This window comes from Nocardia sp. bgisy134 (assembly GCF_057708325.1).
Genome location: NZ_JBYIRW010000002.1, coordinates 16,383 through 31,591, shown reverse-complemented (window position 1 = coordinate 31,591; position 15,209 = coordinate 16,383). Strand labels below are relative to the sequence as shown.

The window sequence follows — 15,209 nt, the reverse complement described above, 5'->3', positions numbered from 1 at the left end:
GCGATATCCGGTGCCGCCCGGGTCACGCTCAAACGGTCTAGTTCATGTCTCGATCTGGAGGCGTGGTGATAGTCCATGTGTGCTCAGGCTCCGGGGAACCTAGAGCAGCCGACTCTCGGGAACGACGAGTCGCTCGATTACGACGCGTTCATCTCCTATACCCACGATGATCGGCAGGTCGCCGCGGGGATCCAGAAGGCCTTGCACCGCATCGGCCGACGCATGGGCCACTTACATGCCGTGCGAGTGTTCCGTGACGCCACCGACCTCACCGCGAGCCCCGATCTGTGGGGCAAGGTCACCGACGCGATCAACCACGCCCGCTTTTTCATCGTGGTGCTGTCCCCCGACGCGGTCGCCTCGAAATGGGTCAACAAAGAAGTCGCCCACTGGCTGCGGCGCCGCGGCCCGGACCGGTTGCTCTTCGTTGTGGCCGGTGGGTCCCTGACCTGGGACGAAGACACCGGGCGGTTCGATCCTGAGCGGTCGGATGTGGCTTTGCCGGTACTCACCGAGCCGGGAGTCCTCCCCACCGAGCCGTTCCATGTCGACGTCAGCGCGGATGCACCATGGGATCCTCGCGCACCGATGTTCCGGGAGAAGGTCACCGACCTGGCTGCACCGATCCACGGCAAACCCAAATACGAACTGGCCAGCGAGGACTTGCACGAGCAACGTCGCTTCCGACGGCTACGACGCGCCGCGATCACGGCCCTGGTCCTGCTGACCGTTCTCGCGGTGGCCTGTGCCGCGATCGCGGCCGTCAAATGGCAACAGGAAGCCATCCAACGGCGTGAGGCGGTGGCTCTCGCCCTGGCTGCAACCTCCCGCGACACCGCCACCAGCAATTCCGCTCTGGCTCTCGCCCTCGCCGCCGAGAGCAGCCGGACGACACCGACCCCGCTGCGGCAGGCCACCAATGCAGTGGTCAACGCCCGCGTCGGCTTCGGTCAGCGCGTCGCTCAGCAGGTTCGCGACCCGCTCGCAGGTCACACCGACATAGTGAACGACGTGGCGTTCAGCCCCGATGGCACCCGACTGGCTTCCGCAGGCAAAGACGGCACCCTGCGGCTGTGGGACCCCGCCACCGGCAAGCAGGTCGGCGAACCACTCACCGGCCACACCGGCCCGGTGACCGCGGTGGCGTTCAGCCCGGACGGCACCCGGCTCGCCTCGGCCGGCGCCGATCGCACCGTGCGGCTGTGGGACCCCGCCACCGGCAAGCAGGTCGGCGAACCGCTCACCGACCACACCGACATAGTGAACGACGTGGCGTTCAGCCCCGACGGCACCCGGCTGGCCTCCGCAGGCGGAGACGGCACCCTGCGGCTGTGGGACCCCACCACGGGACGGAGGGTCGGCGAACCGCTCCGCGGCCACGACGGCGCAGTGCTGGCGGTGAAGTTCAGCCCGGACGGCACCCGACTGGCTTCCGGCGGCAAAGACCACACCCTGCGGCTGTGGGACCCCGCCACCGGTGAGCAGGTCGGCGAACCGCTCACCGGCCACACCTACTGGGTGACCGGGGTGGCGTTCAGCCCGGACGGCACCCGGCTCGCCTCAGCTGGCGCCGATCGCACCGTGCGGCTGTGGGACCCCGCCACCAGGCGGCAGGTCGGCGAACCACTCACCGGCCATATCGGTGCGGTGACCGCGGTGGCGTTCAGCCCGGACGGTACCCGGCTGGCTTCTTCCGGCATCGACCACACCCTGCGGTTGTGGGACCCGGCCAGAAGCCGACAGATCGCTTCCCTGCTCACCGGCCACACCAGCGAGGTGAACGCGGTGGCGTTCAACCGGGCCGGCACTCAGCTGGCCACCGCCAGCGCAGACAAAACGGTGCGGCTGTGGGATCTGACCCCCGGCCGACCGATAGGCGCGACGCTCACCGGCCACACCGACGAGGTGTACGCGGTGGCATTCAGTCCGGACGGCACCCTACTGGCCACCGCCGGCGCCGATCACACTGTGCGCCTGTGGGACCCCGCCACCGGCAAACAGGTCGGCGAACCACTCACCGGCCACACCGGCCCGGTGGCCGCGGTGGCATTCAGCCCGGACGGCACCCTACTGGCCACCGCCGGCGCCGATCACGCCGTGCGACTGTGGGACCGCGCCACCGGCAAACAGGTCGGCGAACCACTCACCGGCCACACCGACGAGTGGTACGCGGCGACGTTCAGCCCGAATGGCACCCGACTGGCCTCCACCGGCATGGACGGGACAGTGCGCCTGTGGGACCCCGCCACCGGAAAGCAGGTCGGCGAACCACTTACCGGCCACACCGAAATGGTGTTTGCGGTGAAGTTCAGCCCGGACGGCACCCGACTCGCCACCGCCGGCGCCGATCACGCTGTGCGACTGTGGGACCCCGCCACCGGCAAACAGGTCGGCGAACCACTCACCGGTCACACCGGCCCGGTGGCCGCGGTGGCGTTCAGCCCGGACGGCACCCGACTGGCCACCGGCGGCGGCGATGACACCCTGCGGCTGTGGGATCCCGCCACCGGTGAGCAGGTCGGCGAACCACTCACCGGCCACACTCAAATGGTGATTGCGGTGGCATTCAGCCCGGACGGCAGCCGACTGGCCTCCGCTGGACGGGACGGCACTGTGCGGCTGTGGGACAGCCCCTGGGACGTGGACGAGGCATGTGAACTCGCCGCCCGATACGTGACCCGAGCCCAAGTGCAGGAGTACATGCCCTCAGGCATGGCACCGAAGTGTCGATACGCGCAGTGATCCAGGTTGCCGCGAACCGCGTCCGGGTGTTCGAGGAAAGGTCGACAGCATGACCCTCCGATGGGAAACCCGCAGCTCAGCACACTGACATCGGGGCGGGCACTCTCACACCAGTGCAAGGTATCGCGCACTCGGTATGCTCGGCACGCTCACGAACGAATCCGACAGTGCCCTACTCGGCGGGCGTGAGAAACGCCGCGAGCGCCGCCGCATAAGCCGGAACGTCGTTCGCCCCCATCAACTCTCGGGCCGAGTGCATCGCCAGCTGGGGTGCGCCGACGTCGACCGTGGGCATGCCGGTGCGGGCCGCCGTCATCGGGCCGATGGTCGAGCCGCAGGGCAGGTCGGCGCGATGCACGTAGCGCTGCAACGGGACGGCCGCTTGGTCGCACGCCAGGGCGAACGCGCCCGCGCCGGTGGCGTCGGTGGCGTAGCGCAGGTTCTGGTTGACCTTGAGCACCGGCCCGCCGTTGATCTCGATGCGGTGCGCGGGCTCGTGCCGCTCCGGGTAGTTCGGGTGGGTCGCGTGCGCCATGTCGCCGGACGCGCAGATCGAACCGGCCAGCGCCGCCAGGTATTCGGCGCGACCACCGCCGCGCGCCAGCACGATCCGCTCCAGCACGGCGGGCAGCAGATCGGACTGGGCGCCACGGTCGGACTGGCTGCCGACCTCCTCGTGATCGAACATGGCCAGCACCGGCACCGCCGCACCCGGATCCTCGACGGCGGCCAGGAACGCGCGCAACCCGGCGTAGCAGGTGCCCTGGTTGTCCAGCCGGGGCGCGCTGACCAGGTCGTTGTCCCGGCCCACCAGGCCGCTCGGGGCCAGCACGTGCGTCATCAGCTCCCAGCCGAGCACCGCGGCCGGATCCACCTCGATGCTTTCGGCGACGAAGGCGAGGAACGAGCGCGGCAGGTCACCGACGCCCCACACCGCGTTCACGTGCCGCTGCGGGTCCAGCGTGACGCCGCGCCGGTCCTCGGAGAGGTGGATGGCCAGCTGCGGCACCCGCAGGATCGGCTCCTCGATGCGAATGAGCTCCTCGCGCAACGCGTTTCCGTCGCGCACCGTCAGCCTGCCGGAAATGCCGAGCTCGCGGTCCAGCCACGAGTTCAGCCACGCGCCGCCGTACGGTTCGAGCCCGACCAGCTGCCACCCCGCGGACGCCAGATCCGGGTGCTGCTTCACCCGCAGGTTCGGGCTGTCGGTGTGCGCGCCGACGACGCGAAACGGGGCCGCGGCGTCGCCGGTCCCGGCCCAGGCGACCAGCGAACCGCCGCGCACCACATAGCGGCGGCCGGTCGACTCGGCGGGCCATGCCGCCGTTTCCGCGAGGCGGGTGAAGCCGTGTGCGTCCAGCTCCTGCGCGACCGTGCGGACCACGTGGAACGGCGAGGGCGAGTCATCGATGAACGCGCACAGACCTTCGGCCGTGGCGGCGGTGGTGGAAACGGGCATGGACCGATCCTAGAGAGCCGCCGCCGCGCCGGTCGTGATGCCGCGATTTCTCGCACCGGGGCGAGCCCCGCGGCAACTTGTTCCGATATCGGACGTATCGGGCAATTAACGGCAACGGTAATACCGCGGTAGCCCTGCGGTAATCCCGCCGCCGCGCCGAAACGAAAAAGCGCGAAAACGCCGCTAGACTGGCTCGCGACGCGGCGAACGAGAACATCCAGCAAATCTCGCGCGCAGAACGGGGGTTCGCATGACATTGTCGAGCGGGCGGCACCACGATGTCGTCGAGATCGTCAACATCGCACCCCTGCGCGGCGCGGGCGCCCTCATCGGACCGTCCTGTGTCGCGGCCGCGAACCTGGCCATGGCCGAAATCAACAGCGGGACTGGCATTCTCGGCCGGGAGGTCTGCGTCACCACGATCGACGGCGGCGGCCCGCCGCAGCGCGTGCACGACGAGGTGTCGGCTCTGCTGGCGACCGGCATGGTGCACGCCGTCACCGGAATTCCGATGCCGGAGAATCGCTGCGCGATCATGCGCGCCGCGGCCGGTCGGGCGCCCTGCCTGTTCGGCGTCGGCCACGACGGGCTCGCCGCCGAAGAGCCGGGCGTCTTCATGATCGGCGAGCACCCCGGCATCCAGACCATGGTCGCGGTGGATTGGCTCTATCGGGAGTTCGGCGCCCGGCGCTGGGCGGTGGTGGCCAGCGACTACCTCTGGTCCCGCCGTATCGCGCCGACGCTGCGCGAGATCCTCGCGCCGCGGCACACGGTGGTCGCCGAGCACTTCGTGCCGTTGGGCGCCGAGGATTTCGGCGCGGTGCTCGACGATCCCCGGCTCGACGCGGCCGACGGAGTGATCCTGCTGCTGGTCGGCGCCGACGCCGCCCGATTCAACCGGGCATTCACCGCGGCGGGACGCGCCGACCGGCAGTTCCGTACCGGCCCGACGATCGACGAAAACGTGCTGCTGGCAGGCGGACTCGACGCGAACCGCAATATCTACGTGCCCTCGGGCGTGATTCCCGACCGGCGCAGCGCCGACGATCGCGATCTGCTCGACCGATACCTGCGGCTGCACCACGGATTCGCCCCCACCTTCAGCCGATTCGCCAACGGCGCCTACCGCTCCCTGCACGCACTGCGCACCGTGGTCGACGCCGCGGGCTCGTTCGAGACGGCGCGCATCCACGGCGCGCTCGCGGACCGCGCGGTGCTCGAAGGTCCCTCGGGCGCGTTCACCTTTCGCGGCGATCAGGTCGTGCGACCGACCTTCGTGGCGCGCGCGGCGGGCGTCGACTTCGAGACGCTCACCGTGACCTAGGCCTCGGCCACCAGCTCCAGCAGCCGCTTCAGCTCGGCGTAGCGCCGCGCGCCGATCTTCGCCTGGAGCTGCCGCTCGGCGAGTTCCTCCTCGGCGCGCACCGACGCGACCAGCTCGGTTCCCAGCCTGCTCAGCCCGATCAGGATGCGCCGCCGATCCTCCTCCGCGGCGACACGGAAGATGAGGCCGCGCTCGGCGAGACCGTCGGCGTGCCGGGTGGCCGACGACGGCGCCAACTGCGAACGGTTGGCCAATTCGCTCATGGTGATACCGGTTTCGCTCGACAGGTTGCACAGCATCGACCACTGATCCGGCGAAAGCTGCCTGGCGCACAGCGCCGCGTCGAGATGCCGTAGCCAACGGCGTTCGGCGGCACGCAGCGCCCCATGCAGCGTGGCATATCCGTTTAGAATGGTCGACATTGATTTCCCCGCCTGCTTTTGAATTTCGCTCGAACCAGAAGAAGAGTACCGAATGTCAGCGGTCGGCGAGAGCCCAGACGGCACAATAGAGATACTGAACATCGTTCCCATGCAAGGACCTGGCGGGATCTTCGCGCCGTCCTGCGACGCTGCCATTTCGCTCGCCGTATCCGAAATCAACCGTGGCGCCGGAATTCTGGGACGCGAAATTCGTACCACGAATATCGATGGCGGCCGACCGCCGGACGAGGTCGCCACCGAGGTGTCCGCGCTGCTGGCCACCGGTATGGTGCACGCCATCACCGGCTGGCACACCTCGGCGGTGCGGCGGGCTGTGGCCAAGACGAACGACGGGCGCGTCCCCTATCTGTTCGCGGTCAGCCACGAGGGCCTGTCCGACGAGTTGCCCGGTGTGCTGCTGGTCGGCGAGCATCCGGCGGGCCACACCGTGGCCGCGGTGCGGTGGCTCGGCAGGGAACTCGGCGTGCGCCGCTGGGCCATCATCGGCAACGACTACATCTGGCCGCGCGAGACGGCGAAAGCGGTGCGGCGCAGCCTGATCGATCCCGGCGCCGTCGTGCTGGAGCGGTACGTCCCGCTCGGCACACCCAGTTTCCTCGACTTCCTCACCCATCCCGATCTGGACCGGGCCGATGGCGTCATCATCCTGATGGTCGGCGCGGACGTCTCGCGCTTCAACCGTCAGTTCTACGCCACGGGCCGGGCCGCCGATCAGGTGCGAGTCAGCCCGGCCGCCGACGAGAACGTGCTGCTCACGGGCGGCGCCAAGGCGAACCACAATCTCTATGTGCCGTCCAGCTTCTTCCTGAACGACAAGCTCGCCGACGGCTTGGACCGCAAGACCCGCTACCGGCGAATGCACGGCAGTTTCGCGCCCGCGCTCACCACCTTCAGCAACGCCACCTACGAGGCCATCCACGCCCTGCGCGGGCTGGCCGAGTCCGTCGGCTCGCTGGACGTGCCGAGCTTGCAGGGCGCGCTGGCCGACGGCGTGCACTTTCAAACCCCTGGCGGCCCACGCGGTTTCCTCGGCAACCAGGCGATCCAGCCCGGCTATCTGGCGCGGGCCGAAGGCGTCGAATTCGAGCTCATCGACCGCATCTGGTGAACAGAATGCGAAACGGCCCGAGCCGACCCGCTTCGGGTCGGCTCGGGCCGAAGTATTACGTCAGGCCGAGACCAGGGTGTCGAGCACCGAGAGGAACAGTCCGAGACCGTCGTCGCTCGGACCGGTCAGCGGCTCGGTGGCGTGCTCGGGGTGCGGCATCAGGCCGACCACCCGGCCGTTGGCCGAGGCGATGCCCGCGATGCCGCGCTGCGAGCCGTTCGGGTTGTCGCCCGAGTAGCGGAAGACCACCCGGCCCTCGCCCTCCAGCTCGTCGAGCACGGCGGCCGAGGCCTGGTAGCGGCCCTCACCGGACTTGAGCGGGACCAGGATCTGCGCGCCTGGCTCGTAGCGGGAGGTCCACGCGGTGGACACCGACTCGACGGTGAGCCATTCGTCGCGGCAGACGAAGTGCAGACCCTCGTTGCGGGTCAGCGCGCCCGGCAGCAGCCCGGCCTCGCACAGCACCTGGAAGCCGTTGCAGATGCCGAGCACCGGCATGCCCTTGCCCGCGGCCTGCACGACCTTGCCCATCACCGGCGCGAACCGGGCGATGGCGCCCGCACGCAGGTAGTCGCCGTAGGAGAAGCCGCCGGGCACGACCACCGCGTCGACCTCCTTCAGGTCGGCGTCGGCGTGCCACAGGCTGACCGCCTCGGCGCCGGCGAGACGCACCGCGCGCGCCGCGTCGACGTCGTCGAGCGTGCCGGGAAACGTGATGACCCCGATGCGCGCCGTCATGGGAGGCGAACCACCTTCCACTCCTCGATCACGGTGTTGGCGAGCAGGCCTTCGGCGATCTGCTCGAGCTCGGCGTCGCTGACGCTGTCGTCCACGTCGAGCTCGAATCGCTTGCCCTGCCGCACATCAGCGATCCCGGCGAATCCCAGGCGCGGGAGCGCGCCGACAATGGCCTGCCCCTGCGGATCCAGGATTTCGGCCTTCGGCATCACCTCGACCACGACTCGTGCCACGCGTTGCTCCTCAGATGGGTATGCGGGGGTTACCTGAGCAGCGTAGTTGCTCAGGTCGCGCGAGTTACCTGCGGGGTCGGGTGAAAATCGACACCATGCCAATAGCATGGCGGCATGCGCATAGCCCATTTCGGCCACTCCTGCATCCTCGTCGAACTGCACGGCACGAAGGTGCTCTTCGATCCGGGCACCTTTTCGCACGGTTTCGAGGGCATCACCGGCCTGGACGCCATCGCGATCACCCACCAGCACCCCGACCACATCGACCCGAACCGCATCGACGCCTTGATCGAGGCCAACCCGAACGCCCGCCTGCTGTCGGATCCGCAGACCGCGGCCCAGCGCGGCGACCGCTGGGAAGCCGTGCACGCGGGCAACGTGCTGCGACTCGGTGATCTGCAGATCACCGGCGGTGGCGGCAGGCACGCGGTCATCCATCCGGACATCCCGGTCATCGACAACACCGTCTTCCAGCTCGGCACCGCCGAGGACCCCGCCCAGCTCGTGCACCCCGGCGACTCGCTCTGGGTCCCGCCGGTGCAGGTCGGCGTGCTGGCCATCCCGGCCGCGGCGCCGTGGATGCGGATCAGCGAGGCGGTCGACTACCTCCGCGCGGTCGCCCCGCGCACCGCCCTGCCCATCCACTTCGGCATCATCCAGCCCGAGGCGCGTGGCATCTACTTCGGCAGGCTCGCCGAAATGGGCCCGAAGGGAACGGAATTCACCGTGCTCGAACCGGAGAACCAGCGCGAATTCTGACCCTTCGGTTCCGGTCAGCGGCCGTAGGTGGTGAGGAAGAGCGCTTCCGCCAAAGCCATGTGCTCGATTTCGGAGGGGTCCACGCTCTCGTTGGGGGCGTGGATCAGGCACTTCGGCTCCTCGACGCCGATGAGCATGATCTCCGCGTCGGGATAGGTGTCGGCGAAGACGTTGCACAGCGGGATAGAACCGCCCTGCCCCTGGGTGGTGGTCGGCTTGCCGTAGGAGGCGGCGAGGGCCGCGTCCATGGCGGCGCGGGCGGGGCCGCCGCTGGCGGAGCGAAACGGCGCTCCCACGCTCTCCAGCTCGATGGTCAGCTTGGCGTGCAGCGGAGTGTTGGCCGCCAAGTGAGCGACCAGCGCCCGGTGCGCGTCCTCCGGCACGATGCCCGGCGGAATGCGCAGGTTCAGCCGGGCGCGGGCCGTGGGCTGGATCGCCGCGGAGGAGCCGACCACCCGCGGCGCGTCGATGCCGAGCACGGTGAGAGTCGGCCGGGCCCAGAGCATTTCGGCGACCGTGCCATCGCCCGCCAGATCCACGCCGCCGAGCACACCGGCGTCGATGCGGAAGCGGTCGGGATCGTACTGCACGCCGTCCCAGGGCTGCCGGTTGTCCAGCCCGGCCACGGTGGTGTTGCCCTCTGCGTCGCGCAGCGTGGCGAGCACGTGGATCAGCGTGGCGAGCGCGTCCGGCGCCGCTCCGCCGAACATGCCCGAATGCAGCGGTCCGGCAAGGGTTTCCACGGTGACCACCACGTTCACGTTGCCGCGCAACGTCTCGGTGAAGGTCGGCACGCCGACCGCGAAGTTGCCGCAGTCGCCGATCACGATGGCGTCGGCGCGCAGCAGATCCGGGTTGTCGACGACGAATTTCTCCAGTCCGCCGGTGCCCTGCTCCTCGGAGCCTTCGGCGACCAGCGTGACCCCGACGGGTAGCTCGGATCCGATGGCGCGCAAGGCCGTCAGGTGCATGACGATGTTGCCCTTGCAGTCCGCCGCGCCGCGCCCGTACCAGCGGCCTTCCTTCTCGGTGAGCTCCCAGACCGGCGTGCGCCACGCCGCCTCGTCCAGCGGCGGCTGCACGTCATAGTGGCAGTAGAGCAGCACCGTCGGCGCACCGGGCGGCGCGGGACGCGAGGCGATGACGGCCTTGCTGCCGTCCGCCGTCTCGTGCAACCCCACCCTGGTCAGCCCGACCGCGGCGAACGCGTCGGCCACCCACTGCGCGGCACGCTCGCACTCCTCCGCCGGGAACTGCCGAGGGTCGGCCACCGACTTGAACGAAACCAGTTGGGCCAGATCGCGTTCGGCCTGCGCCATCAGTCCCGCGACGCGCGAGCGCAGGTCGGCGGTATGCGGATCGTCGGAAGTCATGGGCAGCTCACTTCGTCGTGTCGTCCAGCTCGGATGCACACCTCGTGGAGGTGGGTGCCGAGCCGGTCCGCACGGCGCTGGCCGATTCGACGGCGATCACCGTATCGCGCCCGCCCCGCACCGACCGGTTGCCGGGGCCGGGCGTGCCGTTCGCGATGCCATCCGATCCGGCCGCGAGAACGGCGCGTTCGCGCCCAACCACCGCCGCGTCGGCTCAGATCCGCCGCAGCCGAAGCACCGTTCGCGCCCACCCGCTGCTATGGTCGCAGTAGGGAGACCCCCACTCGACCGCAGCGATTCGACTGCTGAAAAGACAGTGGCAGATCAGCTCGAGATTCCGTCCCCTGCGAGGTCAGGATACGTGCGAACGCGGTGGGCATACCGCCATCGACGGAACGCCGGACCGCGCGACAGACATACACAGCACCGGAGTGTCGCACGCCAGCAGCCGCTCAGCATTCGCCGCGTCAGCTCGAATTGGCCACTTGTACAGGCCATTCATTGCAGAATGAGGTCATCAACCGATCCGTGGCAATCGATGAGCAGCCTTGCTGGGAGGCCCCTGATGCCCGCTGAACCGGACTTCGACGATCTGTTCGCGCTGCCTGCTATCGACCACCCCGCACCCAAGGAGCGATTCCCGGCGAAGGAGACGATTCCGGACGCCGCCTACCAGATCGTGCACGACGAGCTGCTGCTCGACGGCGTCTCGCGGATGAACCTCGCCACCTTCTGCACCACCTGGGTCGACGACCAGGCGCGCAGGCTGATGAACGAGTCGCTGGACAAGAACATCGTCGACAAGGATGAGTACCCGCAGACCGCGGAGCTGGAGCGCCGCTGCGCGTGCATGCTCGCCGACCTCTGGCACGCCCCCGATCCCGCGACCACGCTCGGCACCTCCACCACCGGGTCCAGCGAGGCCGCGATGCTGGGCGGGCTCGCCGCCAAGTTCCGCTGGCGCAAGCGCGGTGGCTCGGGCACGCCGAACTTCGTCTGCGGTCCCGTGCAGGTCTGCTGGGAGAAGTTCGCCCGCTACTTCGACGTCGAGATCCGTCAGGTGCCGCTGCGCGGCGACCGGCTCACCATGCACCCCGACGACGTGGCCGCGCACTGCGACGCGAACACCATCATGGTGGTCGCCAACTTCGGACAGACCTACACGGGATTGTTCGAGGACGTCGCGGGCATCGCGCAAGCGCTCGACGACCTGCAAGCCACGAGCGGCCTGGACATTCCGCTGCACGTCGACGCGGCGAGCGGCGGCTTCCTCGCCCCGTTCACCGCACCCGACCTGGTGTGGGATTTCCGCCTGGAACGGGTGAAATCGATCAACTCCTCCGGCCACAAGACCGGGCTCGCCCCGCTGGGCGCGGGCTGGGCGATCTGGCGCACGGCCGACGATCTACCCCAGGAGCTGATCTTCGACGTCGACTATCTCGGCGGCAGCATGGCCACCTTCAATCTGAACTTCTCCCGGCCGGGCGGCCAGGTGATCACGCAGTACTACGACTTCATCCGGCTCGGCAGACTGGGCTACACCCGATTGCAGGAGGCGATCTACCGGGTCGCCCGGCATCTGGCGGACGGCCTGACCGCGTTCGACGGATTCGAGCTGATCCACGACGGCGACCCGAATCGCGGCATCGCCGCGGTGTGCTGGCGGCTCACCGGCACGCCGGGCTTCAATCTCTACGACCTGTCCGACCGGCTGCGCACCCGCGGCTGGCTGATCGCCGCGTATCCGCTGCCGCCCGACCGCGGTTCGGAGACGGTCATGCGCGCTGTCATCCGGCACGGCTTCACCCACGACATGGTCGATCTGCTGCTCGCCGACGTCGACCGCTGCGTGCGACAGCTGGCCAGCCATCCGCTGAAGGTCTCGCTGACCAGGGCCGAGGCGGGCGGCTTCACGCACAACGCGAAAGCCAAGGTGCCCGGCACGACGCCCGCCGCGACAACCCCGCATACGGAACCCACCGGTTAGGCATCCGAGCGAAGGTACGCCCGCCGCCTTCGATCGCCAGACCCGGCGGCGGGCGTACCGAGGCCCGCGGCCGTCAGGCCGCGCGCACCAGGTCGACCGGCTCCCAGCGGTACACCTCGCTGACCGCGCCGTGGAACAGCGCCAGATCCACCGCGTCCAGCATCGCCTGGCGCGGACCCGAGCGCTGCAACTGCGCCGCGGAAACGGCCAAGCGCAGCACGCCGCCACGCCGCGCGGTACGCGCAGCGCCCATGACCAGGGCCCGGCACCACCACGGCTCGGCACGGAAACCCTCGCCGATGCCATAGACGCGCGCCTTCTGCGCTGCGTTGCGCTCCAGGTCGAGGATCGAGGTCAGACCCAGCGCCACCCGGAAACCCGTCTCCGGCAGCGCGGCGATGGCGCCGGCCGAGGCGTCCCAGCGCGGCGCGGCGAAGAGCCTGGTGCGCAGCTCCACCTGCTCCAGCACCCGATCCGCCGCGGTGAGCCGCAGCTTCGCCTCGTGCTTGGGCAACGTGGCGAACTCGGCCCTGCGCCGCTTGGTCGCCGCCTGGTCGTAGCCGTGCAGCACGATGGCGTCGCCACGGGCCCGCCTGCCGCGCAGCCACGCCTGCGTGGCCGGGTCGTCGACCAGCCGGTACTTGCCCTTCAACCGCGGCGCCACCAGCAGTGACAACCGCACGTCGCGATGATCCATCTCGGCGGCGAATTCGATCGCGGCGTCTCGAGTGGTGTCCCGAATCCCCGACACGGACACGATCAGCTCAGCGTTCATGAACCTACGATGCCGGACGCAAGTGTCATCGACGTGCAGCGAGCGTGACCGCAGAACGAACACTCACCGCATTCGCGGCCGGCGGCCAGCCGAGATCGGGAGGCCGCCGGAACGGTCCTATGCCAGCCCGACCGTGTCGAGCACCCAGGCGTGCTCGAAGGCCACTTCCTTCCACTTCTCGTAGCGGCCGCTGACGCCGCCGTGGCCTGCGCTCATCTCGGTCTTGAGCAGCAGCGGCGCGTCACCGGTCTTGGTCGCGCGCAGCTTGGCCACCCACTTGGCGGGCTCGACATAGAGCACCCTGGTGTCGTTCAGGCTCGTGACGGCCAGGATCGCCGGGTAGTCCTTGGCCTCGACGTTCTCGTACGGCGAGTAGGACTTCATGTACTCGTAGACGTCCTTGTCCGCCAACGGATTACCCCACTCGTCCCACTCGATGACGGTGAGCGGCAGCGAGGGATCGAGGATCGAGGTCAGCGGGTCGACGAAGGGCACGTTCGCGAGAACACCACGGAACAGCTCCGGCGCCAGGTTCGCCACGGCGCCTACCAGCAGCCCACCCGCGCTGCCACCGTCGGCGACCATCCGATCGGCGGTGGTCACCCCGGTGTCGATCAGCTGCCGAGCGCAGGCCACGAAGTCGGTGAAGGTGTTCTTCTTGGTGAGCGTCTTGCCGTTCTCGTACCAGAGCCTGCCCATCTCGCCGCCGCCGCGCACGTGCGCGACCGCGAACACCATGCCGCGGTCGAGCAGCGACAACCGCGCCACCGAGAAGGACGGATCCATGCTCGCCTCGTAGGACCCGTAGCCGTAGAGCAGCAGCGGCTTCGGCTCGCCCTCGGCCACCGCGCCCTTCTTCCACACCAGCGAGATCGGGACCCGGGTGCCGTCCGCGGCGACCGCCCAATCCCGGCGCTGCTCGTAGTCGTTCGCGTCGTAGCCGCCGAGCACCGGCTGCTCCTTGCGCAGCAGCAACGCGCCGGTGGCAGGCACGTAGTCGAACACCTGCATCGGGGTGATGAACGAGGTCAGACCGATGCGCAGGGTCGGCTGGGCCCATTCCGGGTTGGCGCCCGCGCCGACCGCGAAGAGCTCCAGATCGAATTCGAGTTCGCGCCGCTCGCCGTAGCCGGACGCGGTGAGCGGCCATACCGCCACCCTGGTCAGGGCCTCGCGCCGGTAGCTCAGCACCAGGTGATCGGCGAAAGCGTCGACGTCCTCGAGCCGCACGTCGTCGCGGTGGCCGATGAGCAGCGTCAGGTTCGACGGGTCGTCGACCGGCGCCTCGGCGAGCACGAAGTTCTCCGCCTTGACGCCGTCCACGACGTCGTTGTGCAGGATCAGGAAGCGGTCCTCGCCGCCGATCACGACGTGCTCGGCCGAGTACTCGACGCCCTCGCGCCGCGGCATGACGATCCGGAATTCGCCCTCGGGGTTGTCGGATTCGAGCACCCAACCCTCGGTGGTGATCTTGGAGCCGACCCAGATCATCAGGTACTTCTCCGAGCGGGTCGAGCCGATGCTCACCCAGTAGCGCTCGTCGGGCTCGTGGAAGACCTTCACGTCGGTATCGGTCGCCGCGCCGAGCCGGTGCCGCCACACGGTGTCGGGCCGCCAGGACTCGTCCACCGTCTGATAGAAGACGTGGCTGCCGTCCAGCGACCAGGTCGCGCCCGGCGCGGTGCCCACGATCTCGTCGGCCAGCGACTCACCGCTGCGCAGGTCCTGGAATCGCAGGGTGTAGCGCTCGTCGCCGACAGTGTCGACCGAATAGGCGAGCAGGTGACCGTCGTGGCTCACCGAGAACGCGCCGAGGGCGAAGTAGGCGTGGCCCGCGGCCAGCTCGTTGCTGTCCAGCAGCACCTGTTCGCCGGGGATCTCGCTGTCGGCCTCGAGCCGCGGCGGGGTCCAGGCGTCGATGCCCTCGGCCTGCTCGTCGATCGGGCAGCGGCAGTGTACGCCGTACTGTTTGCCCTCGTAGCTGCGCGAGTAGTACCAGAACTCGCCCATCCTGGTCGGCACCGAGAGGTCGGTCTCCTGGGTGCGCGATTTGATCTCCTCGAAGATCTTCTCGCGCAGGCCCTGCAGGTGGGCGGTCTGCGCCTCGGTGTAGGCGTTCTCCGCCTGGAGGTGGGAGATGACCTCGGGATCCTCCTTGTCCCGCAGCCACTCGTACTCGTCGACGAAGACGTCGCCGTGATGCACCCGCTCGGCAGGCACCGTCTTGGCGATCGGCGCCGCCACCACACTTTCGACAGACATGGGATC

At 69.2% G+C, this 15,209-nt stretch carries 12 protein-coding genes; 5 read left to right on the top strand and 7 right to left on the bottom strand.

Annotation, left to right across the window (positions count from 1 at the left end; translation table 11 throughout):
* Positions 1 to 75 precede the first annotated feature (75 nt).
* Positions 76 to 2,742, top strand: coding sequence for a toll/interleukin-1 receptor domain-containing protein (locus AC3ERS_RS04155; RefSeq protein ID WP_431963665.1), 2,667 nt, complete (start codon positions 76 to 78; stop codon positions 2,740 to 2,742).
* Positions 2,743 to 2,914: 172 nt separating this feature from the next.
* On the opposite strand, the gene AC3ERS_RS04150 is transcribed toward AC3ERS_RS04155, so the two are convergent.
* Positions 2,915 to 4,201 carry a M18 family aminopeptidase gene (locus AC3ERS_RS04150; RefSeq protein ID WP_431963663.1) on the bottom strand — a complete coding sequence of 429 codons (1,287 nt, stop codon included), beginning with the start codon at positions 4,199 to 4,201 and terminating at the stop codon, positions 2,915 to 2,917.
* Positions 4,202 to 4,451: 250 nt separating this feature from the next.
* On the opposite strand from AC3ERS_RS04150, the gene AC3ERS_RS04145 reads away from it, so the two are divergent.
* Entirely contained in the window at positions 4,452 to 5,525 is a 1,074-nt protein-coding gene (locus AC3ERS_RS04145; protein WP_431963661.1) for an ABC transporter substrate-binding protein, read from the top strand.
* On the opposite strand, the gene AC3ERS_RS04140 is transcribed toward AC3ERS_RS04145, so the two are convergent.
* Complete coding sequence (locus tag AC3ERS_RS04140; protein ID WP_431963659.1) at positions 5,522 to 6,058, bottom strand: MarR family winged helix-turn-helix transcriptional regulator; 537 nt, start codon at positions 6,056 to 6,058, stop codon at positions 5,522 to 5,524. The genes AC3ERS_RS04145 and AC3ERS_RS04140 overlap by 4 nt on opposite strands.
* Between AC3ERS_RS04140 and AC3ERS_RS04135 the strand changes: the two genes are divergently transcribed.
* Positions 6,057 to 7,076 carry a substrate-binding domain-containing protein gene (locus AC3ERS_RS04135; RefSeq protein ID WP_431963658.1) on the top strand — a complete coding sequence of 340 codons (1,020 nt, stop codon included), beginning with the start codon at positions 6,057 to 6,059 and terminating at the stop codon, positions 7,074 to 7,076. The two genes, AC3ERS_RS04140 and AC3ERS_RS04135, sit on opposite strands and share 2 nt — an antisense overlap.
* A 60-nt stretch (positions 7,077 to 7,136) precedes the next feature.
* Here AC3ERS_RS04135 and purQ read toward each other — a convergent pair whose 3' ends face one another.
* Together purQ and purS are read right to left on the bottom strand one after the other, a co-directional pair.
* Positions 7,137 to 7,814: a phosphoribosylformylglycinamidine synthase subunit PurQ gene (gene purQ / locus AC3ERS_RS04130; protein WP_431963656.1), complete on the bottom strand. Its 678-nt coding sequence runs from the start codon at positions 7,812 to 7,814 to the stop codon at positions 7,137 to 7,139.
* Positions 7,811 to 8,047, bottom strand: a complete 237-nt coding sequence (gene purS, locus AC3ERS_RS04125; RefSeq protein WP_067841963.1) for a phosphoribosylformylglycinamidine synthase subunit PurS — start codon at positions 8,045 to 8,047, stop codon at positions 7,811 to 7,813. Before purS ends, purQ begins: the two co-directional genes overlap by 4 nt.
* A 114-nt stretch (positions 8,048 to 8,161) precedes the next feature.
* On the opposite strand from purS, the gene AC3ERS_RS04120 reads away from it, so the two are divergent.
* Positions 8,162 to 8,806, top strand: a complete 645-nt coding sequence (locus tag AC3ERS_RS04120) for an MBL fold metallo-hydrolase (protein ID WP_431963654.1) — start codon at positions 8,162 to 8,164, stop codon at positions 8,804 to 8,806.
* Positions 8,807 to 8,820: 14 nt separating this feature from the next.
* Here the strand turns inward: AC3ERS_RS04120 and AC3ERS_RS04115 are convergent, their stop codons facing one another.
* Positions 8,821 to 10,179, bottom strand: coding sequence for a dipeptidase (locus AC3ERS_RS04115; RefSeq protein WP_431963652.1), 1,359 nt, complete (start codon positions 10,177 to 10,179; stop codon positions 8,821 to 8,823).
* A 565-nt stretch (positions 10,180 to 10,744) separates the two neighbouring features.
* Here AC3ERS_RS04115 and gad point away from each other — a divergent pair.
* Positions 10,745 to 12,166: a glutamate decarboxylase gene (gene gad, locus AC3ERS_RS04110; protein ID WP_431963650.1), complete on the top strand. Its 1,422-nt coding sequence runs from the start codon at positions 10,745 to 10,747 to the stop codon at positions 12,164 to 12,166.
* Positions 12,167 to 12,239: 73 nt separating this feature from the next.
* Here gad and AC3ERS_RS04105 read toward each other — a convergent pair whose 3' ends face one another.
* Together AC3ERS_RS04105 and AC3ERS_RS04100 are read right to left on the bottom strand one after the other, a co-directional pair.
* Entirely contained in the window at positions 12,240 to 12,941 is a 702-nt protein-coding gene (locus AC3ERS_RS04105; RefSeq protein ID WP_431963648.1) for a DUF2334 domain-containing protein, read from the bottom strand.
* 117 nt (positions 12,942 to 13,058) lie between these two features.
* Positions 13,059 to 15,203, bottom strand: coding sequence for a S9 family peptidase (locus AC3ERS_RS04100; protein WP_431963646.1), 2,145 nt, complete (start codon positions 15,201 to 15,203; stop codon positions 13,059 to 13,061).
* Positions 15,204 to 15,209: the final 6 nt, after the last annotated feature.

Coding starts and splice junctions, on each gene's coding strand:
- AC3ERS_RS04150 (WP_431963663.1), bottom strand. CDS start 4,201: ATGCCCGTTTCCACCACCGCCGCCACGGCCGAAGGTCTGTGCGCGTTC.
- AC3ERS_RS04115 (WP_431963652.1), bottom strand. CDS start 10,179: ATGACTTCCGACGATCCGCATACCGCCGACCTGCGCTCGCGCGTCGCG.
- AC3ERS_RS04105 (WP_431963648.1), bottom strand. CDS start 12,941: ATGAACGCTGAGCTGATCGTGTCCGTGTCGGGGATTCGGGACACCACT.
- AC3ERS_RS04120 (WP_431963654.1), top strand. CDS start 8,162: ATGCGCATAGCCCATTTCGGCCACTCCTGCATCCTCGTCGAACTGCAC.
- gad (WP_431963650.1), top strand. CDS start 10,745: ATGCCCGCTGAACCGGACTTCGACGATCTGTTCGCGCTGCCTGCTATC.
- purQ (WP_431963656.1), bottom strand. CDS start 7,814: ATGACGGCGCGCATCGGGGTCATCACGTTTCCCGGCACGCTCGACGAC.
- AC3ERS_RS04140 (WP_431963659.1), bottom strand. CDS start 6,058: ATGGGAACGATGTTCAGTATCTCTATTGTGCCGTCTGGGCTCTCGCCG.
- AC3ERS_RS04100 (WP_431963646.1), bottom strand. CDS start 15,203: ATGTCTGTCGAAAGTGTGGTGGCGGCGCCGATCGCCAAGACGGTGCCT.
- AC3ERS_RS04145 (WP_431963661.1), top strand. CDS start 4,452: ATGACATTGTCGAGCGGGCGGCACCACGATGTCGTCGAGATCGTCAAC.
- AC3ERS_RS04135 (WP_431963658.1), top strand. CDS start 6,057: ATGCAAGGACCTGGCGGGATCTTCGCGCCGTCCTGCGACGCTGCCATT.
- AC3ERS_RS04155 (WP_431963665.1), top strand. CDS start 76: ATGTGTGCTCAGGCTCCGGGGAACCTAGAGCAGCCGACTCTCGGGAAC.